This is a genomic window from Pseudomonas sp. TMW22090, from assembly GCF_022496665.1.
Taxonomy (GTDB): Bacteria; Pseudomonadota; Gammaproteobacteria; order Pseudomonadales; family Pseudomonadaceae; genus Aquipseudomonas; species Aquipseudomonas gregormendelii.
In genome coordinates, this window is record NZ_SCFH01000003.1 from 174,833 (window position 1) to 201,084 (window position 26,252).

Below are 26,252 nucleotides of genomic sequence, written 5' to 3' on the forward strand. Positions count from 1 at the left end.
GGAGTCAGGCCGGTTGTTTTTGGAAAAACCGGACAAATACTAAGCCCTCACTCTAGACCTGGATCCAACAAAGCAGTAGCTGTCAGAGCGCCATCATCTAACTAAAGCGTTAATTCACCGACTAACGGTCACGGCTGTAGCCCGCTGAAACCGGGGAAGATGGCTTTTTGACAGGATTTTGACGTCACCCATCTGTCAGTTTTGCGTTAACAAGGAGGGCTTACGCGCTTATAAAGACCCACCTCCGAGCTGCGTGCCAGAGCGTCTGGTACGTGCGTGCAAGAAAACTGTGGAAGCTTTGTCTATGATCGATCTCGCAACCTGGAACCTGAGTGTTCCTGTCGGCAATCCGCCCTACACCGTTGAAACAGCCAAATTGGTGAAGGGGTTCAAGGATCAATACTTCCACTCCGACACCGGCACATTATTTTTCTGGTCCCCGGTGACCGGTTCACGCACCGAAAATGCCAAATACCCGCGCACTGAACTTCGTGAAACCTATAGCAATGGCACGCTTCGCAACTGGTACTACCCCGACGCCGACAACTCCCTGCGCGCAACCCTGGCGGTCAATCAGGTGCCCAGCTCAGGCAAAGTGGTCATCGGTCAGATCCATGCCTACGAAAGCCAGAAACCCATGGTGAAACTCGAATACCAGTACAAGACCAAGACGCAAACCGGGAATATCGTTGCCAAAGTGCGCATGCACCCGGATGACGGCGAAGGCCGGGTCATTACCCTGGCGACCGGCATCAAGCTCGACCGGCAGTTTTCCTACCTGATTCACCTCAGCCCCGGCGGCGCATTGGGTATCAGTGCTGCGGGATATCAATGGGACACCAACATCAGCGCCACCTGGCGCGACAAGCCGCTGTATTTCAAGGCGGGTGTTTATGTCCAGGACAATACGGGATACACCAGCGAAGGTGCCAAGGTGACGTTCAGCAAACTGGATATCGATCACGACAAGTAGCGCGAACACATTCTGTGTTGTGCCGGCGGCCTTGCGTGCGCTTGAGTGCAGGACATCCCGGAACCTCGGAACGACAGGCAAAAAAAACCCGCATCGCTGCGGGTTTTTCAATGCTGACTGAAGCCGGACTCAGTTGACCTTGGCGTTCAACTCGCCCTTCAGGTAACGCTGGTACATACCTTCCAGGGAGATCGGCTTGATCTTCGAAGCGTTGCCGGCAGTGCCGAAGGCTTCGTAGCGCGCGATGCACACGTCGCGCATGGCGGTGACGGTAGCGCCGAAGAATTTACGCGGGTCGAACTCGCTTGGGTTGGTAGCCATCAGGCGACGCATCGCACCGGTGGAAGCCAGGCGCAGGTCGGTGTCAATGTTGACCTTGCGCACGCCGTGCTTGATGCCTTCGACGATTTCTTCAACCGGTACGCCGTAGGTTTCTTTAATGTCGCCACCGTACTGGTTGATGATCGCCAGCCAGTCCTGAGGCACCGAAGACGAGCCGTGCATCACCAGGTGAGTGTTGGGGATGCGTTTGTGGATCTCTTTGATACGGTCGATCGCCAGCACGTCGCCGGTAGGCGGCTTGGTGAACTTGTAGGCGCCGTGGCTGGTGCCGATGGCAATTGCCAAGGCGTCGACCTGAGTGCGCTTGACGAAGTCAGCAGCTTCTTCCGGGTCGGTCAGCATCTGGCTGTGATCCAGTACGCCTTCGGCGCCGATGCCGTCTTCTTCACCGGCCATGCCGGTTTCCAGGGAGCCCAGGCAACCCAACTCGCCCTCAACCGAAACACCGCAGGCGTGAGCCATGGCAACGGTTTGCTGGGTGACCCGAATGTTGTAGTCGTAGTCAGTTGGGGTCTTGCCGTCTTCGCCGAGGGAGCCGTCCATCATCACCGAGCTGAAGCCCAGCTGGATCGAGCGCTGGCAGACGTCAGGGCTGGTGCCGTGGTCCTGGTGCATGCACACCGGGATGTGCGGGAATTCTTCGATAGCCGCCAGGATCAGGTGACGCAGGAACGGCGCGCCGGCGTATTTGCGAGCACCGGCCGAAGCCTGGACGATCACCGGGGAGTCAGTCTTGTCAGCGGCTTCCATGATGGCGCGCATCTGCTCAAGGTTGTTGACGTTGAAGGCTGGAACGCCGTAGCCGAACTCGGCTGCGTGGTCCAACATCTGGCGCATGCTGATAAGTGCCATTGTGTGTGTCTCTCCCGGTTTGGGTCGTTAATCGTGCCAGCCTGCCGTAGCGGCGGCGGCTATTCAAGTTATTGCAGATCGGGGGTTGGCCCTGCCTGCGAATTCGGTGTTGCATCGGCCCCCTGTAGAAGCGAGCTTGCTCGCGAAGATGGCCCAGACAGCGCGGGCACTCAGGCACCCAGCGTTATCGTTAACGACCATCGCGAGCAAGCTCGCTCCTACAGATGGCAACCGCGGCCAATCAAATCATTGGTGGCGACCCAGTACACCAGGCCTTCCTCACCTTTCATGTGAAACGCCAGCATGTCGTTGCTGTACAGCGCACCCGAGGCGCCCTGTTCCTGCTTCAGGCGATAGACCTGATCGGCTCCGCCGAGGCGCACATCCACCGCCTCACGGCTGGCATCGGTATAGCGCCACAGCACCTTGGCCTGGCTGTCACAGGTCCAGCTCGTCCAGCTGTCAGTCGGTTCGGCAGGCGTGAACAGGTTGAAGTTCGAGCAACCTGCCAGCAGTGCCAATGCCGTAACGGCGATAAAACCTTTCATCCATGTTCCTCGACTGGCGGCACGCGCCGCCAGCGCTGGGTAAAGAGTCAGACCCGTCAAGGGCAACCATGTTCCTTGGCCGGGGTCCGGGTCTCATATTTCTCCAGGCCATCAGGCCCGGAACGCTTGTTGATCACCGGGTTGGTCTCGGCCTGCCAGTCAGCCTGGTAACAGCCTTTTTCCACCTCGGACGGTGCAGGCTCCGGCTTGGCCTTGGGATTACTCCCGCAGGCGGCCAGCGATGCCACGACGACCAACAGCGCCAGTGTCTTGACCATCTGAACACTCCCTTTCCTGGTCAACAGAGCAGACCTCAGGCCTTTGCCCGGCTTTCCAGGACTTCAACCGCCGGCAGCACTTTGCCTTCGACGAATTCGAGGAACGCACCGCCGCCGGTAGAAATGTAGGAGATCTGGTCGGCAACGCCATATTTATCGATAGCGGCCAGGGTATCTCCGCCACCGGCGATGGAGAAGGCCGAGCTTTCGGCGATGGCCTGGGCCAGGACCTTGGTGCCGTTGCCGAACTGGTCGAACTCGAACACGCCCACCGGGCCGTTCCACAGGATGGTTTTGGACGATTTCAGCAACTCGGCGAAATTCGCCGCGGTCTGCGGGCCGATGTCCAGAATCATGTCATCGGCGGCCACGTCGGCGATCAGCTTGACGGTGGCGGTCGCACTTTCGGCGAACTCCTTGGCCACCACCACGTCTACCGGCAGCGGCACGCTTACCTTGGCGGCGATTGCGCGAGCGGTGTCCAGCAGGTCCGGCTCGTACAGGGATTTACCAACCGGATGGCCGGCTGCGGCCAGGAACGTGTTGGCAATGCCGCCGCCGACGATCAGCTGGTTGCAGATCTGGCTCAGGCTGTTGAGTACGTCGAGCTTGGTCGACACCTTCGAGCCGGCGACGATGGCGGCCATTGGCTGGGCCGGTGCACCCAGGGCTTTGCCCAGAGCGTCCAGTTCAGCAGCGAGCAGCGGACCTGCAGCGGCGACTTTGGCGAATTTGGCCACGCCATGGGTCGAGCCTTCGGCGCGGTGAGCGGTGCCGAAGGCGTCCATCACGAACACGTCGCACAGTGCGGCGTATTGCTGGGCCAGTTCGTCAGCGTTCTTTTTCTCGCCCTTGTTGAAGCGCACGTTTTCGAACAACACGATGTCGCCGGCCTTGACGTCAACGCCGCCCAGGTAATCGGCAACCAGTGGCACTTCGCGGCCCAGGGCCTTGCTCAGGTAATCGGCGACTGGCTTGAGGCTGTTCTCGGCCGAGAACTCGCCTTCGGTCGGACGGCCAAGGTGCGAGCAGACCATCACGGCTGCACCTTTCTCCAGGGCCAGCTTGATGGTCGGCAGCGAAGCCAGGATTCGCGCATCGCTGGTGACAACACCGTCCTTGACTGGGACGTTGAGGTCTTCGCGAATCAGTACGCGCTTACCTTGCAGATCGAGGTCGGTCATCTTCAACACGGTCATGGGTCGCATTTCCTGAGTTACGGCTTTTGAGAAGCAGAGAGTGGAGAAGCTGCTTGCAGATAGTGCTCTGCAACGTCCAGCATTCGGTTGGCAAAACCCCATTCGTTGTCGAACCAGGCCAGGATGTTCACCAGCTTGGGGCCGGAGACCCGAGTCTGACTGGCATCGACGATGGCAGAATGTGGGTCGTGGTTGAAATCACAGCTTGCGTGAGGCAACTCGGTATAGGCGAGCAAGCCCTTGAGCGGACCGCTGGTGGCCGCCTCCCGCAGGATCCGGTTGATCTCGGTGGCATCAGTAGCGGTAGCGGTCTGCATCGTAATGTCGAGGCAGGAGACGTTTACCGTCGGCACCCGCACGGCTTTGGCCTGAATTCTGCCGGCAAGTTCCGGCAACAGGCGTTCGATGCCACGCGCCAGACCAGTGGACACCGGAATCACCGACTGAAACGCCGAACGGGTGCGGCGCAGGTCTTCGTGGTGATAGGCGTCGATCACTGGCTGATCGTTCATCGCCGAGTGAATGGTGGTGATCGACACGTAATCCAGGCCGATGGCCTTGTCCAGCAGGCGCAACAGCGGCACGCCGCAGTTGGTGGTGCAGGACGCGTTGGACACCAGCAGCTCGGCGCCGGTCAGGCAATCCTGGTTCACACCGTAGACGATAGTGGCGTCAACGTCGGCCTCGCTGGCCATCGGCTGGGAAAACAGCACTCGCGGCGCGCCGGCATTGAGGAAACGCTGGCCATCCTCGCGGGTGTGGTAGGCACCAGAGCATTCGAGCACCAGATCGACGTCCAGTGCCGCCCAATCGATGCCTTCGGGCGTAGCACTGCGCAGGACCTTCACGCAGTTGCCATTAATATGCAGACAATCGCCGTCGACTTTCACTTCGCCGGGAAAACGCCCGTGCGTGGAGTCGAAGCGTGTCAGGTATTCGATGCTGGCCATGTCGGCCAGATCGTTGATCGCGACAATCTCAAACCCGGCCTTGTCGCCTCGCTCGAACAACGCACGCAAGACGCAACGACCAATCCGGCCGTAGCCGTTGAGTGCAACTTTGTAAGGACGCGGTTGGGGCATGGGGTTCTCGATTACTGTGGTGAATCCTTTCATTGCACCGTTGCCTGATCGACCGCTATCGCGGGCAAGCCCGCTCCCACAGGACCGATGGAGATCCTTGTGGGAGCGGGCTTGCCCGCGATGGCGTCAGAACAGGCAATACATCACCTGCACTCAGTCTTCCAGCAGCTCTTCAGCCTGACCCAGGATGTTTTCCAGGGTAAAACCGAACTCTTCGAACAAGGCAGGGGCAGGCGCCGACTCGCCGTAGGTGGTCATGCCGATGACGCGGCCTTCCAGGCCCACGTACTTGTACCAGTAGTCCGCATGCGCGGCTTCGATGGCGATACGGGCGCTGACCTGCAACGGCAATACCGATTGCTTGTAGTCGGCATCCTGGGCATCGAACACGCTGGTGCAAGGCATAGACACCACACGCACATTGCGACCTTGCGCAGTCAGCTTGTCGTACGCCTGAACAGCCAGGCCCACTTCCGAACCAGTGGAAATCAGGATCAGCTCAGGCTCGCCCACGCAGTCCTTCAACACGTAGCCGCCACGGGCGATGTCGGCGATCTGGCCGGCATCACGATCCTGATGCTGCAGGTTCTGACGCGAGAAGATCAGCGCCGAAGGGCCGTCCTTGCGCTCGATTGCCAGTTTCCAGCAAACCGCCGATTCAACGGCATCCGCTGGACGCCAGGTATCGAGGTTCGGGGTGCTGCGCAGGCTGGTCAGTTGCTCGATTGGCTGGTGAGTCGGGCCATCTTCGCCCAGGCCGATGGAGTCGTGGGTGTAGACGAACACCACGCGCTTTTTCATCAGCGACGCCATGCGCACTGCGTTGCGTGCGTATTCCATGAACATCAGGAAGGTCGCGCCGTAAGGCACCAGGCCGCCGTGCAGGGCGACGCCGTTCATGATCGCGCTCATGCCGAACTCACGAACGCCGTAGTACATGTAGTTGCCGCTGGCGTCTTCGCCGGTGACACCTTTGCAACCTTTCCACAGGGTCAGGTTGGAACCGGCCAGGTCAGCGGAGCCGCCCAGCAGTTCAGGCAACAGCGGACCGTAGGCATTCAGGGCGTTCTGGCTGGCCTTGCGGCTGGCGATGGTCTCGCCTTTGGCCGCGACTTCAGCAATATAGGCCGAGGCTTTTTCGGCGAAGTCAGCTGGCAATTCACCGCTCAGGCGACGAACCAGTTCGTTGGCCAGGTCAGGGAAGGCAGCGGAATAGGCGGCAAAACGCTGATCCCACTCGGCTTCAGCGGCAAGACCGGCTTCCTTGGCATCCCACTCGGCGTAGATGTCAGCCGGGATTTCGAAGGGACCGTGGTTCCAGTTCAGCGCGGTGCGGGTCAGAGCGATTTCCGCATCACCCAGCGGGGCACCGTGGCAGTCTTCTTTACCCTGCTTGTTCGGCGAACCGAAGCCGATCGTGGTCTTGCAGCAGATCAGCGTCGGCTGGTCGCTTTTGCGAGCGGTGTCGATGGCCGTCTTGATTTCTTCAGGGTCGTGACCATCGACGTTGCGGATCACCTGCCAGTTGTAGGCTTCGAAACGCTTTGGCGTGTCGTCGGTGAACCAGCCTTCGACTTCGCCGTCGATGGAAATACCGTTGTCATCGTAGAAGGCGATCAGCTTACCGAGGCCCAAAGTACCGGCCAGTGAGCCGACTTCGTGGGAAATGCCTTCCATCATGCAGCCATCACCCAGGAATACGTAGGTGTGGTGATCAACAACGTTGTGGCCCGGACGGTTGAATTGCGCCGCCAGAACTTTTTCTGCCAGGGCGAAACCAACGGCATTGGCCAGGCCTTGGCCCAGTGGACCGGTGGTGGTTTCAACGCCAGGGGTGTAGCCGAATTCCGGGTGGCCCGGGGTGCGGCTGTGCAGTTGGCGGAAGTTTTTCAGGTCATCGATCGACAGGTCGTAGCCGGTCAGGTGCAGCAGCGAGTAGATCAACATCGAGCCATGGCCGTTGGACAGCACGAAGCGGTCACGGTCAGCGAACGATGGATTGCTCGGGTTGTGCTTCAGGTAGTCACGCCAAAGTACTTCGGCGATATCCGCCATACCCATAGGGGCACCGGGATGGCCGCTGTTGGCTTTTTGCACGGCATCCATGCTGAGGGCACGAATGGCGTTGGCACGCTCACGACGGCTGGGCATCGCTGTTCTCCTGCGGATATTGAATCGAGAGTGAATAAAACGAATCGGAAAAAAGGCGAGCATTTTCCCTCACCGACCGGCCTCGGGGCAATGACAGATAGTCATATGAGGACGTTTTTCCCATGACAGGCGGCGGTTTCGCTTGGTGAAACCTTTCCGCTGTACGTTTGTAGAGTAAAGCAGTCGCCGGGAAGTGCCATCTATCGAGCAATATCAAAACTTTTTGATATTGCTCTTGCGGTGTTTTCGACCCGTGACTAGACTGCCGGCCTTATGAATTTACGCGTGCCATCCATTCAACATGACGACTGCGACGAGCTGGCGGCCCTTTGCAAGGCCGGCGGCGATCCTTTGCGCCTGAATGTGTTGCGCGTGCTGGCCAACGATTCGTTTGGCGTACTGGAACTGGCGCAGATTTTCGGCATGGGTCAGTCGGGCATGAGTCACCACCTCAAAGTACTGGCCCAGGCCGAACTGGTGGCGACTCGCCGTGAAGGCAATGCGATTTTCTATCGTCGCGCCCTGCCCCACACTGAACTGCTGGGCGGCAAGCTGCATGCCGCCCTGCTCGAAGAAGTGGATAACCTGACCCTGCCTGCCGATGTGCAGTCGCGGATCGGTCAGGTCCATGGGCAACGAGCAGCTGCCAGCCAGGACTTCTTCTCGCGGGTCGCGGAAAAATTTCGCGCCCAGCAGGACCTGATTGCCGGCTTGCCGCAGTACCGCGACAGCGTGGTGGCACTGCTCGACAAGCTGGGTTTCGGCGAGAGCGCCACGGCGATCGAAGTGGGCCCCGGTGACGGCGCCTTCCTGCCGGAACTGGCGCGGCGTTTCATGCACGTAACGGCACTGGATAACAGCCCGGCCATGCTTGAACTGGCACGCCAGGTCTGTGAACGCGAAGCCCTGGGCAATGTCAGCCTGCAGCTCGCCGATGCGTTGAACGGCGTCAGCCTCACGGCTGATTGCGTTGTATTGAACATGGTACTGCACCATTTTGCCGCACCGGCTGATGCCCTGAGGCACATGGCCGTTTTGCTGAAACCAGGCGGTAGCCTGTTAGTGACAGAGTTATGTAGCCACAACCAGAGTTGGGCCAAGGAGGCCTGCGGTGATCTCTGGTTGGGGTTTGAACAGGACGATCTGGCCCGTTGGGCCACCGCTGCGGGACTCGTTCCCGGGGAAAGCCTCTATGTAGGCTTACGTAATGGTTTCCAGATTCAGGTCCGCCACTTTCAGCGGCCGGCTGGCGACACTCACCATCGGTAAATTCAGGAAAACATCGAGATGAGCGAATACTCCCTCTTCACCTCCGAGTCCGTGTCTGAAGGGCATCCGGACAAAATCGCCGACCAGATTTCTGATGCGGTGCTGGACGCAATCATTGCTGAAGACAAGTTCGCCCGCGTGGCGTGCGAGACGCTGGTGAAAACGGGCGTGGCGATCATCGCCGGCGAAGTCACCACCTCGGCCTGGGTTGACCTGGAGCAGATCGTTCGTGATGTGATCACCGACATCGGCTACACCAGCTCCGACGTTGGTTTTGACGGTGCGACCTGCGGCGTGATGAACATCATCGGCAAGCAGTCCCCTGACATCAACCAGGGTGTCGACCGTGCCAAGCCTGAAGATCAGGGCGCCGGCGACCAGGGCCTGATGTTCGGCTACGCCAGCAACGAGACCGACGTGCTGATGCCGGCACCAATCACCTTCTCTCACCAGCTGGTACAGCGTCAGGCTGAAGCGCGCAAATCCGGCCTGCTGCCGTGGCTGCGCCCGGACGCCAAGTCCCAGGTCACCTGCCGTTACGAAAACGGCAAAGTCGTGGGCATCGATGCCGTGGTCCTGTCGACCCAGCACAACCCTGAAGTGTCGTACAAAGACCTGCGCGAAGGCGTGATGGAGCTGATCGTCAAGCATGTACTGCCTGCCGAGCTGCTGCACAAGGACACCCAGTTCCACATCAACCCGACTGGCCAGTTCATCATTGGTGGCCCGGTTGGCGACTGCGGCCTGACCGGTCGCAAGATCATCGTCGACACCTACGGCGGCATGGCTCGTCACGGTGGCGGTGCGTTCTCCGGCAAGGATCCTTCCAAGGTTGACCGTTCGGCCGCCTACGCCGGTCGTTACGTGGCCAAGAACATTGTGGCTGCTGGCCTGGCCGAGCGTTGCGAGATTCAGGTTTCCTACGCAATCGGCGTGGCCCAGCCTACGTCGATCTCGCTGAACACCTTCGGCACCGGCAAGATCAGCGATGAGAAAATCATCAACCTGGTGCGTGAAGTGTTCGACCTGCGTCCTTACGCCATCACCACCATGCTCGACCTGCTGCACCCGATGTACCAGGAGACCGCCGCTTACGGCCACTTCGGCCGTACCCCGGAAACCAAGACCGTGGGCGAAGACACCTTCACCACGTTCACCTGGGAAAAAACCGACCGCGCCGACGCCCTGCGTTCCGCTGCTGGTTTGTAAGACTTCCCCGGCGGTACCAAAGCCCCGCACGGTTCGCCGTGCGGGGCTTTTTTTTGGCTGTGTCTCTAGCTCAGCACTGTGGGAGCGAGCCTGCTCGCGATGGGGCAGGCCCATTCACCGCGGGAAATACCAGGCAAAACACTCACCCTCCGGGCCTGGCAATACTGACTAATCTTCAACAACCCCCAATGAGCAAGGACGCTCACGATGCGCTTGTTGATCGCTATTCTCCTGACCTTCCTTTCGCTCTCCGTCCACGCAGCCCAATGCCCCGACTGGCCCCCCGGGCGAGGCCAGGAAGAAATCAGCGCCCTGCAAAAACAGATCGACCTGTGGGACGACAGCTACCATCGCCAAGGCCAGTCCATGGTCGCCGACGAACTTTACGATCAAGCCCGCGCTCAACTGACCAACTGGCAGCAATGCTTCAATCTGGACGCGCCGGCAGATCCACTACGCACGGCTGGCGGCTCGATTACCCATCCCATCCCGCACACCGGCCTGGCCAAACTGATTGATGTCGCAGCCATTGAAGACTGGCTGAAAAATCGTAACGAAGTCTGGGTTCAACCCAAGGTCGATGGCGTGGCAGTGAGCCTGGTGTATGAGAAAGGTGTACTGGTGCGCGCGATCAGTCGCGGCAACGGGGTGCAGGGCAAGGACTGGACCGCATCGGCGCGGCGGATTGGCGGCATCCCGCAACAGCTTTCGCAACCCCGGGACCTGGTGGTGCAAGGTGAACTGTATTGGCGCCTGGATGGCCACGTTCAAGCCAGTGCCGGCAGCCTCAATGCTCGGGGCAACGTCGCCGGGCTGATGGCGCGCAAACAACTAAGCGCGCAGGACGCCGCAGGCATCGGCCTGTTCGTGTGGGAATGGCCAGAAGGCCCAGCCAGTCTTTCCGCGCGCATTGCCGCCCTGGACGCATTGGGATTCGATAGCACCGCGCCCTTGAGCCACCCGATCGCGGAACTGGCCGACGTCGTGCGCTGGCGTGAGCATTGGTACCGCTCACCCCTGCCTTTCGCCAGCGATGGCATTGTCCTGCGCCAGGACGAGCGCCCCTCTGCCGATCGCTGGCAAGCCAAGGCGCCCTACTGGATCGCGGCCTGGAAATACCCTTTCGCCCAGGCGCTGGCCGAAGTTCGCAAGGTCCATTTCAACATCGGACGCACTGGCCGGATCACTCCAGTGCTGGATGTATCGCCGATATGGCTCGATGATCGCCAGATCAAGCGCGTCAGCGTCAGTTCCCTGCCACGCTGGCAAGCGCTGGATATCCGCCCTGGCGACCAGGTGTCCATCAGCCTGGCCGGCCTGACCATTCCAAGGCTGGACGGCGTCATACTGCGTAGCGTCGAGCGCGTTCACATGGAGGTTCCAGAAGCTGCGGATTTTCATCAGCTCAGTTGCTGGCAACCCACTCAGGGCTGTCAAAGCCAGTTTCTCGCGCGACTGACCTGGCTCAGCGGCAAGCAAGGGCTGGACATGCCAAACATCGGCCCGGGCACCTGGGAGAAACTTCTGGAAACAGGCCGACTGAAGGGACTGCTGGATTGGTTGACCCTCGATGCTCAAGAGCTTGCTAACATTAACGGTTTCGGCGAGCGCAGCACGGCTCAGCTTTTAAACAGCTTCAACAGCGCCCGACAACGTCCGTTCGCACGCTGGCTCAATGCGTTGGGCATGCCGCCAATCGGTCAGGCACAGCTTGCTGATTCGTGGCGGGAACTGGCGCAACGTGAAACCGAACAATGGCAGGCCCAGGCCGGTATAGGCCCGGGACGCGCGGCGCAATTAAGCGCGTTTTTCCGTGACCCGCAGGTCCTGGCCTTGAGCGAAACATTACGTATGGCGGGAGTTGACGGATTTTAGCGGCCGGCAATACCGTGCATACGGGAACCCATAGGTGCCGATCCGGCTCAAACGGCCCGTCGTCACACCGACACGATTGCCTTTAAACATGGAGCTTTTATGAAATTTCTTTCTCCACTCGCCCTGTTGACGCTTTGCAGCGTCATGGCCGCTCCACTGATGGCCGCTGAAGAGGCTCCCGGCCTGACCGGTTGCGCGGCCAAGAAACAGGGCATCATCAACCAGATCGAACTGGCCAAGTCCCACGGTAATGCTGATCAACAGGCCGGCCTGGAAAAAGCCCTGAGCGAAGTCACCACCCACTGCACCGACGCATCGCTGCAGAAAGAACGGGAAAACAAGGTGCTGGACGCCAAGCATGAAGTCAGCAAGCGCCAGGCAGACCTGGACAAGGCCATGAAGAAAGGCGACCCGGAGAAGATCAACAAACGCAAAGACAAGCTCGCCGAGTCCCGCAAGGAATTGCAGGAAGCGCTGGATGAGCTGGATAAATAAATATAAGGAATGACCGAAGCTTTCGGTTGCTCTGACTGGCCTCTTCGCGATCAAGTCGAATCGTCAGCCAGAGCGCTGCAAATCAATGATCCCGAAATTCTTTATGGCACGCACTGCAGGCATCTTCGACTTTCTGCACCGCCGGCCCCAGGTTGCTGGCCTTGTAGGGTTGAACCTTGCTGGCAACCACCAATTCACCGGTGGCGGCTTCAAGGGTGCGAGCCATTTCCTGGAAGCGTGCCTGTTTCTGCCAGACATCATCTTTGGCGCTGGTGTGATCTTCTTCGCGCACCTGCGGGAAATGTTTCCAGGGCTCATGGGACAAGGCATCGAGCTTCACGGCACCGTCAGCGAACTTCGCGCCATCGAATGCAATGCGACCCCGCAACATGCCACCCAGGTCTTCAGCGGTCTTGAGCATCTGTTTGAAAATCGCCTTGCGCTGGCCCAGCGGCGAATCCGGGTCGACGCCGCCACAAGCAGTCAACGTCAGGCAGGCCAGCAATACAACGGAAAGTCTTTTAAGAGTCATGGTGGCTTCTGGTTACGGGAACGGCGGCCAGTATCCTCGCGTCATCCGTAAAGACCAATAGCCCTATTATCAATATGGGTTGTTCGAGCGCATGGAGCACTCAGGCAACCGGCAAAGGAATTACTCCATGATCAGCTGCATCAAGGCATGGCGCCCTCGCCTGTCCTGGACTCTCCCGATAGTCGCCGTGCTCGCCGGCTGCACCGGAGGCGAAAACACCCCACCCAAAACCCACGCGCTGGCGACTTACTCCAGTGCCACTTGGGAAGCGTTGCCAACGGTGTCGGACAACGACTTGATCGCCGGCTTCGGTTCGTGGCGCAGCGCCTGTAACCGACTCAAGGCCGACGCGGTCTGGGGCGCCACTTGTGCGGCCTCCGCCAACGTCCCGGCAACCGCCAACGAAATCCGCGGATTCCTCAAGCAACACCTGGACGTCTACGGCTTGCGCGCTGCCAATGACAACCCCAACGGCCTGATCACCGGTTATTACGAACCGGTCTACCCTGGCAGCCTGACTCAGACTGCAGTGGCGAATATTCCGGTGTACGGCGTGCCGGAGGACATGATCATTGTCTCGCTGGACAGCATCTATCCGGAACTCAAAGGCAAACGCCTGCGCGGAAGGCTCGAAGGTCGCGTACTCAAGCCCTACGACGATGCAGCCACCATCGAAACCAAAGGGGTGAAGGCACCCGTCGTGGCCTGGCTGACCGACCCGATGAATCTGCAATTCCTGCAGATCCAGGGTTCGGGTCGCATCCAGCTCGATGATGGCCGTCAGTTGCGCATTGCTTACGCCGATCAAAACGGCCACCCCTATCGACCGATCGGCCGCTGGCTGGTGGAACAGGGCGAGCTGAAAAAAGAAGATGTGACGATGGGCGCCATCAGTGATTGGGCCAAGGCCAATCCGGCTCGCATACCGGAGCTGCTTGGCAGCAACCCGAGCTACGTGTTTTTCACCCGCAATCCGGACAGCAACGAAGGCCCTCGCGGGTCGCTCAACGTACCGCTCACCGCCGGCTACAGCGCGGCGGTTGATCGCAAGGTGATCCCGCTGGGCAGCCTGTTGTGGCTTTCCACCACCCGACCTGACGGAACGGCGCTGGTTCGACCGGTAGCGGCACAGGATACTGGCGGAGCGATTGCCGGCGAAGTACGCGCGGACCTGTTCTGGGGCACCGGTGAAGCTGCCGGGCAGTTGGCCGGGGATATGAAACAGCAGGGTCAGATCTGGATGTTATGGCCCAAGGGCGCGGCGTTGCCGCAGGTGCCTCAGGTGGCTGACAAACTCTAGACGATGACAAAGATCGCAGCCTCGTTGCACTCGACAGCTCCTACACAGCTCCTACACAGCTCCTGCAGGGATCTGCGTAGGAGCTGTCGAGGGCAACGAGGCTGCGATCTCCTGATCTTACGCCGACACCACAAACAAACTGATAATCAGGCCCATCCCCACAAACCACACCAACGACCGCAAGATCGCCCAATCTGCCAGGTAGCAGATGATGTAGAGCAAGCGGCTGGTGATAAACAACACCGACAGCACATTGATCGTCACCAGTTCCGCATTGCCGGCCAGGTGCGCCACGATCACCGCAGCTGCAAACGCTGGGGTCACTTCGAAGCTGTTCAGTTGCGCCGCGTGCGCGCGTCGACCAAACCCATTCAACGATTCAAGAAAGTCCCGAGGGTCGTGGTTGTCTTTCAACCTGTACCCACCACTGATCTTGGCCACGCCGACGCAGACGTAGGGCAGAAATATCGCGATCAAGATGCACCACAGAGCAACCGTCATAAAGCAGTCCCTTTTCAAGTTCCAGAATTGTTATCAGCGTTAAAACTTCATCACCAGCATGCCGATCAGTACCAGCCCACAGGCTAAGAGCCGCGGCCGGCCGAAAGGTTCTTTCAGGTAGCGCATGCCGAACAGCACCACCAGGATCACACTGATCTCGCGCAACGCCGCCGCTTCGGCAATCGAGCCCAGCTGCATGGCCCACAGCACCAGAGCGTAGCTGAACAATACGCAGAATCCGACAGCCAATCCCAGCCGCCATTGTTCGCGCCAGAACAGCATGAACGTCGGTCGCTTGCGCACCAGTGCCAGCAATGGAAAAGGCCAGGCGCTGATCAGCGTCACCCACACCAGGTAATCCAGTGGATGTGACCAGCGCCGCAAAGCCTGGCCGTCGATGAAGGTGTAGCAGCCAATACACAGGCCGATCAACGCCACCACCGGCAACATCGACCACGGCAGCCGCGCCCCGCCTCCGCCTTGCCACAGCAGGCACAGCATGCCGAGCGGGATCAGCAAGATGCCGAAGATCTGCTGATGGGTCAGTACCTCTCCGGCGAAAATCAGTGTCAGCGCCAGCACCACCAACGGCGACAATCCGCGCATCAGTGGATACACCAGCCCGAGGTCACCGACCCTGTACGCCTGGATCAGCAGATAACGATAGAGCAACTCGAAGGCCGCCGACGCAAGAATCCAAGGCCAGATCTCCTGCGGCGGCCACTCCACGAAAGGCAACATGACGGCCACGAACAACAGGGCCACGCTGTCCATACAGGCAACTACCAGCAGCCGTTCGGCGCTGAATTTGATCAATGTATTCCACGCCGCGTGCAACAGCGCCGCCACTAACACCAAAGCCGTTGCAAGCACGGCATGCTCCTTTTGTTACCCACTCCCCTGTAGGAGCGAGCTCGCGATGGACGTCAACGATAACGCGCGCCTTCTGGATCAACGCATCGCCATCATTTTTTTTGCGAGCAAGCCTCTCCTAAGGGAAACGGGAGAATTGATTCGCCATATGTCAGCAGCTGTTTATACTGCAAGCGACCACGCCGCACTCAGTTGCGCACAGACTAATTCCAATAATTTTTGCCCGCGCCCCACTCTGTTCCAGAGCGGTCTCTGGCATGCGTATGCCTGATCACAGCGTCAAGACTACCGACAGAGAACTTGCGCATGCCACTCGCCTTATTCGCCCTCGCTGTTGCCGCATTCGGCATCGGCACCACTGAATTCGTCATCATGGGGCTGCTGCCCGACGTCGCCCGCGACCTTGCGGTAAGCATCCCTCACGCCGGCCTGCTGATCACCGGGTACGCCCTGGGTGTGGTGTTCGGCGCGCCGATCCTCGCGATCGGCACCGCCAACATGCCGCGCAAGGCGACGCTGCTGGGCATGACGCTGATGTTCATCCTCGGCAACATTCTGTGTGCCCTGGCGCCGAACTACGCGACGCTGATGGCCGCTCGCGTGGTCACGGCCCTGTGCCACGGGGCGTTTTTCGGCATTGGTTCGGTGGTCGCCGCCGGCCTGGTAGCACCGAACAAACGTGCCCAGGCGATTGCCATGATGTTTACCGGCCTTACTCTGGCCAATGTGCTGGGGGTACCACTGGGCACCGCCCTCGGACAATACGCCGGCTGGCGTTCGACGTTCTGGGCAGTCTCGGTGATTGGTGTGATTGCGGCCATCGCCCAGTGGGCGTGGCTGCCTAAGGACATCGCCATGGACAAGGCCAACCTTGCCAGCGAGTTCAAGGTGCTGGGCAAGGCCAATGTGTTGATGGCGCTGGGCATGAGCGTGCTGGCGTCAACCAGTCTGTTCAGTGTGTTCACCTACATTGCGCCGATCCTGCAGGACATCACTGGCGTCAGCCCCCATGGCGTGACCATCATGCTGCTGTTGTTTGGCGTCGGCCTCACGGCAGGCAGCATGCTCGGCGGCCGGCTGGCGGACAGCCGCCTGCTGCCGTCATTGGTGGGCATGGCACTGGCGGTAGTGGTGGTGCTTGCAGCTTTCACGCAGACCAGCCACTCGGTCATCCCGGCAGCCATCACGCTGGTGTTGTGGGGCATTTTCGCTTTCGCGCTGTGCCCGATCCTGCAACTGCTGATCATCGACCAGGCCCATGAGGCACCGAACCTGGGTTCGACCCTGAACCAGAGCGCATTCAACCTGGGCAACGCCGCCGGCGCCTGGATCGGCGGGCTGGTGGTCGCCAGCGGCGCCGACCTTGCCGACCTGCCCTGGACCGGCGCGCTGGTCAGTGGCCTGACAGTGGTGATGGCGCTGTACTTCATCTATCGGCAACGACGTGAAGTCCGGCTGGCCAACGCCACCAGCTGATAACGGGAGTCTTCAGCCGAACAAATCCCTGCACGAACTCACCGAAAAACCGACTACCGCCCAGCGCTCGACTCAGCCAACGCGGCCGCCACCTGCCGCTCGATGTCCCGCTCATCGAGCCCGCGGCCGAAATGCTTGAGGTAGCGGCCCTGGCTGTCCAGCAGAAACAGGATGGTCGAGTGGTCCATCATGTACTGGTCCGGTTTATCGCCAGACGGCACTTTCTTGTAGTAGACGTGGTAGGCGTCGGTGATTTTTGCGATCTGCTGCGACGTTCCGGTCAGGCCGACAAAGTCATTGGCAAAATATTTCACGTACACCTTGAGCTTGTCCGGCGTGTCGCGCTCCGGATCCACCGTCACGAAAACAGGGCGCACCTTGATGCCCTGCTCCTGCTGCAGCTGCCGACTGATACGCGCCATTTTCGCCAGATCGGTAGGGCAAATGGCCGGGCAGGTCATAAATCCGAAGTAGAGCAGTACCGGCGCCCCAAAGCTCTTTTCGGTGACCCGCTGGCCATTTTGATTGGTCAGTTGAAAGGGCCCGCCGATGTCGGTTCGGGCTGCGGCAACTACATCGGCCGTGAGCCCCATCAGCAGCAGGACGCCGGCCGCCATTAACAGCTTCATTGATCAGAACCCTCCCGAATAAGTCAGCGCCAGGCCCACCAGTTCGGACATTTCACCGTCCTGTTTCTGCGTGCCGGCGGACAACCCGAGCTTGATCTGGCCGGTGATGTCGTAGGTCACGCTCAGTTCGTTGAGGTAATCCTGGCGACTCGCGCCGCCCGTGGAAGGCCGATGCTTATCGGTGCGCGTCGCACCCACCGCCCAGTCGCCGAAATCGAAGGTCAGGGAAGTGGTCAGGTAGCGCGTGTCATTGCCCTCGATCGCGTCTTCGTTATCGACGTCGGCAAACTCGATAAAGGGCACGATATCGAAGTAGCGACCGGCCAGCGTCGGTGCCAGCTCGGTGCTCGGCGCATAGGCCCAGATGTAGCGAGCGGAGGCGATCTTGATTTTCTCATCCGCCGCACCGCCAAAGGGTGGCGAGGTTTGCTCCACATCATCCCCGGCCTTGTTGAGCATGTAGCCAACCTGCATTTCCAGGAACGGGATAGCCGGTATCGCCAGCCAGTTTACCGACACGGCATACGAATCGAGCTTGCCGGTGTTCGAGGGACCGCCGTCAGAACGCTGCAGCTTCTCACCATGGCGCAGGTAGGGTCGCCCGAGGAACGAATTGTCAGCGGTATAGAGGCTGACATTGGGCTCGATCATCCCCAGTTGCTGATCGAAGAAACGATAGGCCACTGTGCCACCGAGCATGCCGTCCAGGTCGTAGGTGCTGACGAAATCCTCGGTGTAGAGGCCTGGCGCCTGGTCCTGGGCGCGTCCGAACGGCACGTGGTATTTGCCGATCATGAACGCGGAATTGGCATTGTTCTGGTAGTAGTTGAGGTCATTGATGACCAGGCCCACGTCCTCGAAAAAACGCTTTTGACCTGGCTCGGGCCCCTGGACCGGATTGATCTCGGTGGACAGCTGGATCTGCTGGTCATGGGTCAAGCGAAAGTAAAACGTGCTGTTGATATCCGGGTAGGCATCCGTGCTGTTGCGATTGCCACCCTGGGGCGAGTCGCCATGCACATGGTCATATTGGAAGGTTGCGTCGTAATCCATGCCAACATTGGGATACTGCCCGTCATCGGCCGACACCAGATCGCCGCCGCACACCGACCCCAGCAGCACGACAGCCAATCGATAGTTACTCATGGCGCCCCCTCTTATTTAGCTGACGGGACCAGCGGGCTGGACGTTTTCGGGTCCTGTCCGGTGTTGCGCAGGTAGGTGCACAACTGGTTGTTTTCACCATAAAGTCCGCCCAGGGGTTCGAGCTTGACCGCCTGCTCATAATCCACCGGCCTGACCACCTGAATCGCCTGCATCATGCCGCCGTCTTCATGCTCGAGGATGTGGCAGTGGTAGACGAACTTGCCAAGAATCACCGGGTCCCGGAACGGAATGCGCACGGTGATTGAACCGGTCGCCGGGATGAAAACATTGTCCCGGTAGCCGCTGAACTGCACTGGCTTGCCGTTGATCTCGGTGACCTGGAAGTCCACCTGGTGGATATGGAACTGATGCAGTTCCTGGGACGGATTGAGCAGTCGCCACTCTTCGACGTCACCGAGTTTCACCGTGGTATTGACCCGATCCAGCTCGAAGCGGGTGCCATTGATCAGGAACGCGCTGGAGTCTGTGGCGGAGTCCTGGAACACGAACTGCCGGGTCTTGTTCACCGCCTGTTTGCTGAAGTCTTCGGCAGGCGGATAGGCGCTGGTGATCTGGCGGGTGGCGACCGGCTGCCCGCTGGAGCGCAGGATGGCCAGTCTGGCTGCGGGATAGCTATCACCCGCTGGCCCGGTGTCAGCGTCGCCCGACTCAATATTGTAGGAACCCGCCGGCGGCCCGACCACCAGCACACTGAAACGCGCCGAGGGCCCAATCAGTACTTCGTCATCATCCACGCGGCGGGTCACGGTATTGCCGTCCCGGGACAGGATCTGCATGGTCTGGCCATTGATACGAATGCGGAAATACTGGTTGGCGGCGATATTGATGAAATGCCAGAGCTGGGTTTCGCCCGGCTTGATGTCGATGGTGGGCACTTCCTGGCCGTTGACGGTGCGGATCGAGGGGGCGCTGGTGATGATTTCGCTCGCTACCTTGCCAGTCAGGGTTTTCTGGAAGTTGCGCAGCACCAGCACCTGTTCCTTGATGCCTTTGAGTTCGGGAAACGGATCGAGCATGCCGTCCACCAGAATGGGCCCCGCGATACCCGCCGAGACCTGACGCTGGGAGCCGCCGTGAAAATGACTGTGGTACCAGTACGCCCCGGGGCTGTGGGCCATCGGCAGCTTGACGTTGTATTCGCCGACCTGATGCGGCCTGGTGATGCGGAAGATGTTGTCGCCAGTGTCCAGGGGCGAAACCTGCATGCCATGGAAATGCAGGTTGGTGATCTCGTCCATGCGGTTATCCAGGCGGATCGCCATGGTTCCGCCCGGTCGCGTGCGAATCAGCGGTGAATCGTAATCGCCGTTGAACACCAGTGACACGTAGCGCTCATTGCCCACATTGACCTGCTGCTCAGCCGCCGTCAGCGTCGCGTGGGTGACGCCGCTGGCATCGTAGGAAAACTCCGGATTTTTGCGTAGCGGCTGGGAGACTGGTTCGTTTTCACTGTGGTTCGCACAACCGGCCAACGCCAGGACAACCAGGCTCGCGTAAAGCGAAAAGGGACGGACGCTGGTGGCTCGAGGCATGATCGCGACCTTCAGTGGCGTGGCTGGGATGACACATGTAATTCAATCCGCCTGCGCGTTACCGAAGATGACAGGGCACATCCCTAACCGCTCAAAGCCAAGCTCTACAAGGCTTTCGGTCATTTTCGTGCAACTTTTGGAGTTTAGGACATGTCTAGTTTCGCGCAAGTTTTCGGATCCAGGAACGCCATCCAGGCGATAATCGGTCTGATTTCGATCACGCTTTCCTTTTAAACAGTCTTTCCACCTCCTGCCAAAGGACCCCGGATGCTTGAGCTTGTCGCTGCATTTATCTGCCTTACCTCGCTGCTCACCTACGTCAATTTCCGCTTTATCGGCCTGCCACCCACCATCGGTGTCATGGTCACCGCCCTACTGTTTTCCCTGCTCCTGCAGGGACTGAGCTTCCTGGGTTATCCCGGTCTTGAAGAACGCATTCAACAACTGATTGGACAGATCGACTTCGGCGATCTGCTGATGAACTGGATGCTGTCATTCCTGCTGTTTGCCGGCGCCCTGCACGTCAATCTCAATGACCTGCGCAGCTATCGCTGGCCCATTGGCCTGCTCGCGACTTTCGGCGTCCTGATTGCCACCGCAGTGATCGGTAGCCTGGCCTATTACATCTTTGCCCTGTTCGGCTGGCACGTGAGCTTCCTGTACTGCCTGCTGTTCGGCGCGCTGATTTCGCCGACAGATCCAATCGCGGTGCTTGGCGTATTACGGACGGCCAACGCCTCCAAGCCGCTGAAAACAACAATCGTCGGCGAGTCGCTATTCAACGACGGCACGGCGGTGGTGGTGTTCACCGTACTGTTGGGTATCGCGCAACTGGGTGAGACGCCAACCGTCGGCGCAACCGCCATGCTGTTCGCGCATGAAGCTGTTGGCGGTGTGCTGTTTGGCGGGCTGATCGGTTATCTGGTGTACCTGATGATCAAGAGCATCGAGCAGCATCAGATCGAAGTAATGCTGACGTTGGCGCTGGTGATCGGTGGTTCGGCGATGGCCTCGGAGTTGCACGTGTCCGCGCCGATCGCGATGGTGGTTGCCGGCCTGATCATCGGCAACCTGGGCCGCAACCTGGCGATGAACGACATGACCCGCAAGTACCTGGACGGTTTTTGGGAGCTGCTCGACGACATGCTCAACGCCCTGCTGTTTGCCCTGATCGGCATGGAGCTATTGCTGCTGCCATTCAACTGGCTGCACGTGCTGGCAGCCAGTTTGCTGGCCGTGGCGATTTTGCTCTCGCGCCTGCTGACCGTGGCGCCGGCCATCCTGCTGCTGCGACGCTGGCGCACAGTCCCGCGCGGGACGATCAGGATTCTGACCTGGGGCGGGCTGCGTGGGGGGGTTTCGGTAGCCTTGGCGCTGGCGCTGCCGCTGGGGCCGGAGCGCGATCTGTTGCTGAGCATCACCTACATTGTGGTGCTGTCGTCAATTCTGCTGCAGGGCCTGAGCATCGGCAAACTGGTCAAGCACGTCACCCGTGATGAGCCTGCGCCAGCGGCACAGGCTCATCACTGATTACTTTCTGAGCTTTTGCGGATCAGGCTGCTGATCCGCATCCTGCTTGGGCGGCCCGCTTTCGCTGCGAATCTGCGCATGGCTCAGCAGTGCAAAAATGAAGCTGCCTCCGATGATATTCCCCGCCAGCGTCGGCCCGGCAAACACCAGCCAGAAATCACTCCACGACAACTCGCCGGCAAACACCAGGTACGACACTTCGGCCGAGCCGACCACGATGTGGGTGAAATCCCCCAGCGCCATCAGGTAAGTGATCAGAATGATGATCCACATTTTCGCGCTTTCCATGGAAGGGATCATCCAGACCATGGTGGCAATCATCCAGCCCGAGACGATGCCCTTGGCGAACATCTTGCTCGCGTCGTTCTCCATCACCTTGCGCCCGATGTCGAGAAAGGCCATGTCGGTCTTGGTGTCGAAAATCGGCAGGTGGAGCATCACATAAGCCACCAGCAAGGTACCGCACAGGTTGCCCACCAGCACCACCGTCCACAGCCGCAGCAGCCGCCCGAAATTGTTAAGGGTCGGCTTGGTCATGACCGGCAGCACTGCCGTCAGGGTGTTTTCGGTAAACAACTGCTGACGGGCAAGGATCACCGCGAGGAAGCCGGCGCAGTAACCGAAGCTGGCGATTACCTTGAATCCTTCTGCGTCCGGCAGGCGAGAGTTGAGCAAGCCCATGGCCATGAGGGACAAGCCCATGGTCAGGCCGGCAGCGAGGGCGGACCACCAAAGGGCGGCGACGCTGCGTTCCAGCTCCTGATCACCCTGGGTGCGGATGATTTCATGCAGCACGGCGGCGCGCGGCGGCTGGTTTTTGTCGACGTCGTGTTTTTCCTGGGCCGAAAGGTTCGGGGTCTTGCCGTCTTTTTGCGTGTCCATAGTGCTCCGGAACCGGTGGCGTGAGATGTACGTACGACAGGCGCGGTTCGGAGCTGTTCACTGCTCACACTAACGAAACATCAGCCCTGTGGCAGTGCGGCCTGTGGGAGCCATGTGTGGCGCCTGTGGGAGCATCAATCTGTGGGAGCAAGGCTTGCCCGCGACGGGGTCATTAGCGACACCGGGAACCGAGATGAACTCGGATTTTTTGCGGTGATGCTGACGACGGCATCGCCGGCAAGCCGGCTCCCAAGAACTCGTGTTACTCGTCCTGGAACTGATCTTTGACGTATTTGATTTCGGTCCGGCCGTGCGGCGCAGGCAAGCCGTCTTCGCCGAGGTTCACGAACACCATTTTCTCCACCGTCAGGATGCTCTTGCGCGTGATCTTGTTACGCACTTCGCAGGTCAGGCTGATGGACGTGCGGCCGAACTCGGTGGCGGTAATGCCCAATTCAATGATGTCACCCTGGCGCGAGGCACTGACGAAGTTGATCTCCGAAATGTACTTGGTGACCACGCGCTGGTTGCCCAGCTGGACAATGGCGTAAATGGCCGCTTCTTCGTCGATCCAGCGCAACAGGCTGCCACCGAACAGCGTGCCGTTGGGGTTGAGGTCTTCGGGTTTTACCCATTTGCGGGTGTGGAAATTCATATTCACTCCTGAGCGTCTTGCCGAATGATGGTAACCATCATGGCAGAGCCCGGGCTAGAGCTCTATTCACCATCGACTATGGCATCGATTACCGTTCAGACATTGACCTGCAGAAAGGCTTTGGAAGATCAGCATAGCCCGCTATAATCGCCACCGTTTCAAAACGGTAAAGATCGATCGCTACCGTTTTCCCGCCACCTGTCCGAGGGGCGCTGCAGCAGGTTCAACCTGTCAGGCTCGGATGGGGCGTTGCCTGGTCCCAGCGACCGGACACTAAACGCACAACGGCGCCCATTCGCATACATTACGAATGGAGGCTCTTCATGAGCGCTGTTATCACGCCTGCAGATTTTAACGATTACAAAGTTGCCGACATGTCCCTGGCCGCCTGGGGTCGTCGCGAAACCATCATCGCCGAATCGGAAATGCCGGCCCTGATGGGTCTGCGTCGCAAATACGCTGCCGAGCAGCCGCTCAAAGGCGCGAAGATCCTCGGCTGCATCCACATGACCATCCAGACTGCCGTGCTGATCGAAACCCTGGTTGCCCTGGGTGCCGAAGTGCGCTGGTCGTCCTGCAACATCTTCTCGACTCAGGATCAGGCCGCTGCTGCTATCGCCGCTGCCGGCATCGCGGTATACGCCTGGAAAGGCGAAACCGAAGAAGAGTACGAGTGGTGCCTTGAGCAAACCATCCTTAAAGATGGCGCGCCTTGGGATGCCAACATGATCCTCGACGATGGCGGCGACCTGACCGAGTTGCTGCACAAGAAATACCCGGCGATCCTGGACCGCGTCCATGGCGTCACCGAAGAGACCACCACAGGCGTTCACCGCCTGCTGGACATGCTGGCCAAGGGCGAACTGAAAATCCCGGCCATCAACGTCAACGACTCGGTCACCAAGAGCAAGAACGACAACAAGTACGGCTGCCGTCACAGCCTGAACGATGCGATCAAGCGTGGCACCGACCACCTGCTGTCGGGCAAGCAAGCACTGGTTATCGGCTACGGCGACGTGGGCAAGGGTTCGGCCCAGTCCCTGCGTCAGGAAGGCATGATCGTCAAGGTTTCCGAAGTCGATCCGATCTGCGCCATGCAAGCCTGCATGGATGGTTTCGAACTGGTTTCGCCATTCATCGACGGTATCAACGACGGTACTGAAGAGAGCATCGACAAAGCACTGCTGGGCAAGATCGACCTGATCGTGACCACCACCGGCAACGTCAATGTCTGCGACTCGAACATGCTCAAAGCCCTGAAGAAGCGCGCTGTTGTCTGCAACATCGGCCACTTCGACAACGAGATCGACACTGCTTTCATGCGCAAGAACTGGGCATGGGAAGAAGTGAAGCCACAGGTGCACAAGATCCACCGTACCGGTCCTGGCGCATTCGATGCCCAGAACGATGACTACCTGATCCTGCTGGCTGAAGGCCGTCTGGTTAACCTGGGCAACGCCACAGGTCACCCAAGCCGCATCATGGACGGTTCGTTCGCCAACCAGGTTCTGGCACAGATCTTCCTGTTTGGCCAGAAATACGCCGACCTGTCGCCAGCCCAGAAAGCCGAGCGTCTGACCGTTGAAGTACTGCCCAAGAAACTCGACGAAGAAGTGGCCCTGGAAATGGTTCGCGGCTTTGGTGGTGTTGTGACGCAACTGACCAAGCAGCAGGCTGACTACATCGGCGTGACTGTTGAAGGTCCGTTCAAGCCGCACGCTTACCGCTACTGATCGGTCCTGCTCCGCTCCCCCATGGGGAGCGGATTAATGCAGATCTGTGGGAGCAAAGCTTGCTCGCGATGGCGTCGCCATGGTCTCACTGAAGACCGCAGCGTCTCAATCGCGAGCAAGCTTTGCTCCCACAGGGTGCACGGTGCCTTCCAGGCTTACGCGTTTCCAAGGATATGACCATGTCCCAAGACCGTCGCTACAGCTTCGAGTTCTTCCCTACGAAGACCGACGCTGGGCATGAAAAGCTGCTCGCCACTGCCCGCCAGCTGGCTGCGTACAACCCCGATTTCTTCTCCTGCACTTACGGCGCAGGTGGTTCGACCCGTGATCGCACGATCAACACCGTGTTGCAGCTCGAAAGCGAAGTCAAAGTCCCCGCCGCCCCGCATTTGTCCTGCGTGGGTGATAGCAAGGACGATCTGCGCGGCCTGCTGACTCAGTACAAAGCGGCTGGCATTACCCGTATCGTCGCCTTGCGCGGCGACCTTCCCTCGGGAATGGGCATGGCCAGCGGCGAATTGCGTCACGCCAATGATCTGGTGGAATTCATTCGTGAAGAGACCGGCGATCATTTCCACATCGAAGTCGCCGCTTACCCGGAAATGCACCCGCAAGCGCGCAATTTCGAAGACGATCTCGCCAACTTCGTGCGCAAAGCCAATGCTGGCGCCGATAGCGCGATCACTCAGTACTTCTTCAACGCCGACAGCTACTTCTACTTCGTCGAGCGGGTGCGGGCACTGGGCGTTAACATCCCGATCGTGCCGGGCATCATGCCAATCACCAACTACAGCAAGCTGGCACGCTTCTCTGATGCCTGCGGTGCGGAAATTCCGCGCTGGATCCGCAAGCAACTGGAAGCCTACGGTGACGACACCCGCAGCATTCAGGGCTTCGGTGAGCAAGTCATCACCGAGATGTGCGAGCGTCTGCTGCAGGGCGGCGCGCCAGGGTTGCACTTCTACACGTTGAACCAGGCCGAGCCGAGTCTGGCGGTGTGGAACAATTTGAAGTTGCCGCGCTAAGCAAAGAGCAAGATCAAAAGATCGCAGCCTTCGGCAGTTCCTACCGGGAATAAACACACCCGGTGTACGAGCTGCCGAAGGCTGCGATCTTTTGCTTTTAGCGCCCTTTTTTTGTGCGCTAATCCACGGAGATAGAGCTTCTCC

The 26,252-nt window shown here is 59.5% G+C and carries 25 protein-coding genes and 1 riboswitch; of the genes, 11 read left to right on the forward strand and 14 right to left on the reverse strand.

From position 1 onward, the window contains the following. Nucleotides 1–304: 304 nt before the first annotated feature. Entirely contained in the window at nt 305–973 is a 669-nt protein-coding gene (locus tag EQV97_RS10030) for a polysaccharide lyase family 7 protein (protein WP_122841177.1), read from the forward strand. Between the two features lie 129 nt (nt 974–1,102). Here EQV97_RS10030 and fba read toward each other — a convergent pair whose 3' ends face one another. The 6 genes from fba to tkt form a co-directional block, all read right to left on the reverse strand. Beyond that, nucleotides 1,103–2,167: a class II fructose-bisphosphate aldolase gene (gene fba, locus EQV97_RS10035; protein ID WP_008151974.1), complete on the reverse strand. Its 1,065-nt coding sequence runs from the start codon at nt 2,165–2,167 to the stop codon at nt 1,103–1,105. Nucleotides 2,168–2,385: 218 nt separating this feature from the next. After that, nucleotides 2,386–2,715 (reverse strand): MliC family protein, encoded by a 330-nt coding sequence (locus tag EQV97_RS10040; RefSeq protein WP_122841176.1) that lies wholly within the window; start codon nt 2,713–2,715, stop codon nt 2,386–2,388. Nucleotides 2,716–2,771: 56 nt separating this feature from the next. Continuing rightward, complete coding sequence (locus tag EQV97_RS10045; RefSeq protein ID WP_045059866.1) at nt 2,772–2,993, reverse strand: lipoprotein; 222 nt, start codon at nt 2,991–2,993, stop codon at nt 2,772–2,774. A gap of 35 nt (nt 2,994–3,028) precedes the next feature. Then, nucleotides 3,029–4,192 carry a phosphoglycerate kinase gene (locus EQV97_RS10050; RefSeq protein WP_033060390.1) on the reverse strand — a complete coding sequence of 388 codons (1,164 nt, stop codon included), beginning with the start codon at nt 4,190–4,192 and terminating at the stop codon, nt 3,029–3,031. A 17-nt stretch (nt 4,193–4,209) separates the two neighbouring features. Beyond that, complete coding sequence (gene epd / locus EQV97_RS10055) at nt 4,210–5,274, reverse strand: erythrose-4-phosphate dehydrogenase (protein ID WP_122841285.1); 1,065 nt, start codon at nt 5,272–5,274, stop codon at nt 4,210–4,212. Nucleotides 5,275–5,427: 153 nt separating this feature from the next. Then, entirely contained in the window at nt 5,428–7,425 is a 1,998-nt protein-coding gene (tkt, locus tag EQV97_RS10060; RefSeq protein ID WP_045059863.1) for a transketolase, read from the reverse strand. Nucleotides 7,426–7,698: 273 nt separating this feature from the next. On the opposite strand from tkt, the gene EQV97_RS10065 reads away from it, so the two are divergent. From EQV97_RS10065 to EQV97_RS10080, 4 genes are all read left to right on the forward strand, one after another. Next, nucleotides 7,699–8,694 (forward strand): metalloregulator ArsR/SmtB family transcription factor, encoded by a 996-nt coding sequence (locus tag EQV97_RS10065; protein WP_045059862.1) that lies wholly within the window; start codon nt 7,699–7,701, stop codon nt 8,692–8,694. 18 nt (nt 8,695–8,712) lie between these two features. After that, nucleotides 8,713–9,903, forward strand: a complete 1,191-nt coding sequence (metK, locus tag EQV97_RS10070; protein WP_045059861.1) for a methionine adenosyltransferase — start codon at nt 8,713–8,715, stop codon at nt 9,901–9,903. A 207-nt stretch (nt 9,904–10,110) separates the two neighbouring features. After that, nucleotides 10,111–11,778: an NAD-dependent DNA ligase LigB gene (gene ligB / locus EQV97_RS10075; protein ID WP_122841175.1), complete on the forward strand. Its 1,668-nt coding sequence runs from the start codon at nt 10,111–10,113 to the stop codon at nt 11,776–11,778. A 99-nt stretch (nt 11,779–11,877) separates the two neighbouring features. After that, nucleotides 11,878–12,273, forward strand: a complete 396-nt coding sequence (locus EQV97_RS10080) for a DUF1090 domain-containing protein (RefSeq protein ID WP_045059859.1) — start codon at nt 11,878–11,880, stop codon at nt 12,271–12,273. A gap of 82 nt (nt 12,274–12,355) precedes the next feature. On the opposite strand, the gene EQV97_RS10085 is transcribed toward EQV97_RS10080, so the two are convergent. Then, complete coding sequence (locus EQV97_RS10085; RefSeq protein WP_122841174.1) at nt 12,356–12,805, reverse strand: cytochrome c; 450 nt, start codon at nt 12,803–12,805, stop codon at nt 12,356–12,358. A 127-nt stretch (nt 12,806–12,932) separates the two neighbouring features. Here EQV97_RS10085 and EQV97_RS10090 point away from each other — a divergent pair, with 127 nt between their 5' ends. Next, nucleotides 12,933–14,105 (forward strand): MltA domain-containing protein, encoded by a 1,173-nt coding sequence (locus EQV97_RS10090; protein WP_122841173.1) that lies wholly within the window; start codon nt 12,933–12,935, stop codon nt 14,103–14,105. A 117-nt stretch (nt 14,106–14,222) separates the two neighbouring features. Here the strand turns inward: EQV97_RS10090 and EQV97_RS10095 are convergent, their stop codons facing one another. Together EQV97_RS10095 and EQV97_RS10100 are read right to left on the reverse strand one after the other, a co-directional pair. Further along, a complete protein-coding gene (locus tag EQV97_RS10095; protein WP_122841172.1) occupies nt 14,223–14,606 on the reverse strand; it encodes an MAPEG family protein in 384 nt (127 codons plus the stop codon). A 39-nt stretch (nt 14,607–14,645) separates the two neighbouring features. Beyond that, a complete protein-coding gene (locus EQV97_RS10100) occupies nt 14,646–15,479 on the reverse strand; it encodes an EamA family transporter (protein WP_122841171.1) in 834 nt (277 codons plus the stop codon). A gap of 46 nt (nt 15,480–15,525) precedes the next feature. Between EQV97_RS10100 and EQV97_RS10105 the strand changes: the two genes are divergently transcribed. Together EQV97_RS10105 and EQV97_RS10110 are read left to right on the forward strand one after the other, a co-directional pair. Further along, entirely contained in the window at nt 15,526–15,750 is a 225-nt protein-coding gene (locus tag EQV97_RS10105) for a hypothetical protein (protein WP_122841170.1), read from the forward strand. Nucleotides 15,751–15,785: 35 nt separating this feature from the next. After that, nucleotides 15,786–16,955, forward strand: coding sequence for an MFS transporter (locus EQV97_RS10110; RefSeq protein WP_122841169.1), 1,170 nt, complete (start codon nt 15,786–15,788; stop codon nt 16,953–16,955). A gap of 53 nt (nt 16,956–17,008) precedes the next feature. On the opposite strand, the gene EQV97_RS10115 is transcribed toward EQV97_RS10110, so the two are convergent. The 3 genes from EQV97_RS10115 to EQV97_RS10125 are packed head-to-tail and all read right to left on the reverse strand — an operon-like array spanning nt 17,009 to nt 20,283. Next, nucleotides 17,009–17,584, reverse strand: a complete 576-nt coding sequence (locus tag EQV97_RS10115; RefSeq protein ID WP_201148150.1) for an SCO family protein — start codon at nt 17,582–17,584, stop codon at nt 17,009–17,011. Between the two features lie 3 nt (nt 17,585–17,587). Continuing rightward, on the reverse strand, nt 17,588–18,730 hold the full coding sequence (locus tag EQV97_RS10120) for a hypothetical protein (protein ID WP_122841167.1): 1,143 nt from the start codon (nt 18,728–18,730) through the stop codon (nt 17,588–17,590). An 11-nt stretch (nt 18,731–18,741) separates the two neighbouring features. After that, nucleotides 18,742–20,283, reverse strand: coding sequence for a multicopper oxidase domain-containing protein (locus EQV97_RS10125; protein ID WP_122841166.1), 1,542 nt, complete (start codon nt 20,281–20,283; stop codon nt 18,742–18,744). Nucleotides 20,284–20,550: 267 nt separating this feature from the next. Here EQV97_RS10125 and EQV97_RS10130 point away from each other — a divergent pair, with 267 nt between their 5' ends. Then, complete coding sequence (locus EQV97_RS10130; RefSeq protein ID WP_122841165.1) at nt 20,551–21,813, forward strand: sodium:proton antiporter; 1,263 nt, start codon at nt 20,551–20,553, stop codon at nt 21,811–21,813. Here the strand turns inward: EQV97_RS10130 and EQV97_RS10135 are convergent, their stop codons facing one another. Both EQV97_RS10135 and EQV97_RS10140 read right to left on the reverse strand, forming a co-directional pair. Continuing rightward, nucleotides 21,814–22,695, reverse strand: a complete 882-nt coding sequence (locus EQV97_RS10135) for a formate/nitrite transporter family protein (protein ID WP_240888892.1) — start codon at nt 22,693–22,695, stop codon at nt 21,814–21,816. It abuts the gene before it with no gap. A gap of 262 nt (nt 22,696–22,957) precedes the next feature. Further along, entirely contained in the window at nt 22,958–23,350 is a 393-nt protein-coding gene (locus tag EQV97_RS10140; protein ID WP_045059851.1) for a hotdog domain-containing protein, read from the reverse strand. A gap of 198 nt (nt 23,351–23,548) precedes the next feature. Next, nucleotides 23,549–23,650: riboswitch (S-adenosyl-L-homocysteine riboswitch) on the forward strand. Nucleotides 23,651–23,673: 23 nt separating this feature from the next. Between EQV97_RS10140 and ahcY the strand changes: the two genes are divergently transcribed. After that, complete coding sequence (gene ahcY / locus EQV97_RS10145) at nt 23,674–25,083, forward strand: adenosylhomocysteinase (RefSeq protein ID WP_122841163.1); 1,410 nt, start codon at nt 23,674–23,676, stop codon at nt 25,081–25,083. A gap of 179 nt (nt 25,084–25,262) precedes the next feature. Next, nucleotides 25,263–26,108 carry a methylenetetrahydrofolate reductase [NAD(P)H] gene (gene metF, locus EQV97_RS10150; protein ID WP_122841162.1) on the forward strand — a complete coding sequence of 282 codons (846 nt, stop codon included), beginning with the start codon at nt 25,263–25,265 and terminating at the stop codon, nt 26,106–26,108. Nucleotides 26,109–26,252: the final 144 nt, after the last annotated feature.

Excerpts from the sequence above, each read along its gene's own strand:
- EQV97_RS10030 (WP_122841177.1), top strand. The coding sequence starts at position 305 with ATGATCGATCTCGCAACCTGGAACCTGAGTGTTCCTGTCGGCAATCCG.
- fba (WP_008151974.1), bottom strand. The coding sequence starts at position 2,167 with ATGGCACTTATCAGCATGCGCCAGATGTTGGACCACGCAGCCGAGTTC.
- EQV97_RS10040 (WP_122841176.1), bottom strand. The coding sequence starts at position 2,715 with ATGAAAGGTTTTATCGCCGTTACGGCATTGGCACTGCTGGCAGGTTGC.
- EQV97_RS10045 (WP_045059866.1), bottom strand. The coding sequence starts at position 2,993 with ATGGTCAAGACACTGGCGCTGTTGGTCGTCGTGGCATCGCTGGCCGCC.
- EQV97_RS10050 (WP_033060390.1), bottom strand. The coding sequence starts at position 4,192 with ATGACCGTGTTGAAGATGACCGACCTCGATCTGCAAGGTAAGCGCGTA.
- epd (WP_122841285.1), bottom strand. The coding sequence starts at position 5,274 with ATGCCCCAACCGCGTCCTTACAAAGTTGCACTCAACGGCTACGGCCGG.
- tkt (WP_045059863.1), bottom strand. The coding sequence starts at position 7,425 with ATGCCCAGCCGTCGTGAGCGTGCCAACGCCATTCGTGCCCTCAGCATG.
- EQV97_RS10065 (WP_045059862.1), top strand. The coding sequence starts at position 7,699 with ATGAATTTACGCGTGCCATCCATTCAACATGACGACTGCGACGAGCTG.
- metK (WP_045059861.1), top strand. The coding sequence starts at position 8,713 with ATGAGCGAATACTCCCTCTTCACCTCCGAGTCCGTGTCTGAAGGGCAT.
- ligB (WP_122841175.1), top strand. The coding sequence starts at position 10,111 with ATGCGCTTGTTGATCGCTATTCTCCTGACCTTCCTTTCGCTCTCCGTC.
- EQV97_RS10080 (WP_045059859.1), top strand. The coding sequence starts at position 11,878 with ATGAAATTTCTTTCTCCACTCGCCCTGTTGACGCTTTGCAGCGTCATG.
- EQV97_RS10085 (WP_122841174.1), bottom strand. The coding sequence starts at position 12,805 with ATGACTCTTAAAAGACTTTCCGTTGTATTGCTGGCCTGCCTGACGTTG.
- EQV97_RS10090 (WP_122841173.1), top strand. The coding sequence starts at position 12,933 with ATGATCAGCTGCATCAAGGCATGGCGCCCTCGCCTGTCCTGGACTCTC.
- EQV97_RS10095 (WP_122841172.1), bottom strand. The coding sequence starts at position 14,606 with ATGACGGTTGCTCTGTGGTGCATCTTGATCGCGATATTTCTGCCCTAC.
- EQV97_RS10105 (WP_122841170.1), top strand. The coding sequence starts at position 15,526 with ATGGACGTCAACGATAACGCGCGCCTTCTGGATCAACGCATCGCCATC.
- EQV97_RS10110 (WP_122841169.1), top strand. The coding sequence starts at position 15,786 with ATGCCACTCGCCTTATTCGCCCTCGCTGTTGCCGCATTCGGCATCGGC.
- EQV97_RS10115 (WP_201148150.1), bottom strand. The coding sequence starts at position 17,584 with ATGAAGCTGTTAATGGCGGCCGGCGTCCTGCTGCTGATGGGGCTCACG.
- EQV97_RS10120 (WP_122841167.1), bottom strand. The coding sequence starts at position 18,730 with ATGAGTAACTATCGATTGGCTGTCGTGCTGCTGGGGTCGGTGTGCGGC.
- EQV97_RS10125 (WP_122841166.1), bottom strand. The coding sequence starts at position 20,283 with ATGCCTCGAGCCACCAGCGTCCGTCCCTTTTCGCTTTACGCGAGCCTG.
- EQV97_RS10130 (WP_122841165.1), top strand. The coding sequence starts at position 20,551 with ATGCTTGAGCTTGTCGCTGCATTTATCTGCCTTACCTCGCTGCTCACC.
- EQV97_RS10135 (WP_240888892.1), bottom strand. The coding sequence starts at position 22,695 with ATGGACACGCAAAAAGACGGCAAGACCCCGAACCTTTCGGCCCAGGAA.
- EQV97_RS10140 (WP_045059851.1), bottom strand. The coding sequence starts at position 23,350 with ATGAATTTCCACACCCGCAAATGGGTAAAACCCGAAGACCTCAACCCC.
- ahcY (WP_122841163.1), top strand. The coding sequence starts at position 23,674 with ATGAGCGCTGTTATCACGCCTGCAGATTTTAACGATTACAAAGTTGCC.
- metF (WP_122841162.1), top strand. The coding sequence starts at position 25,263 with ATGTCCCAAGACCGTCGCTACAGCTTCGAGTTCTTCCCTACGAAGACC.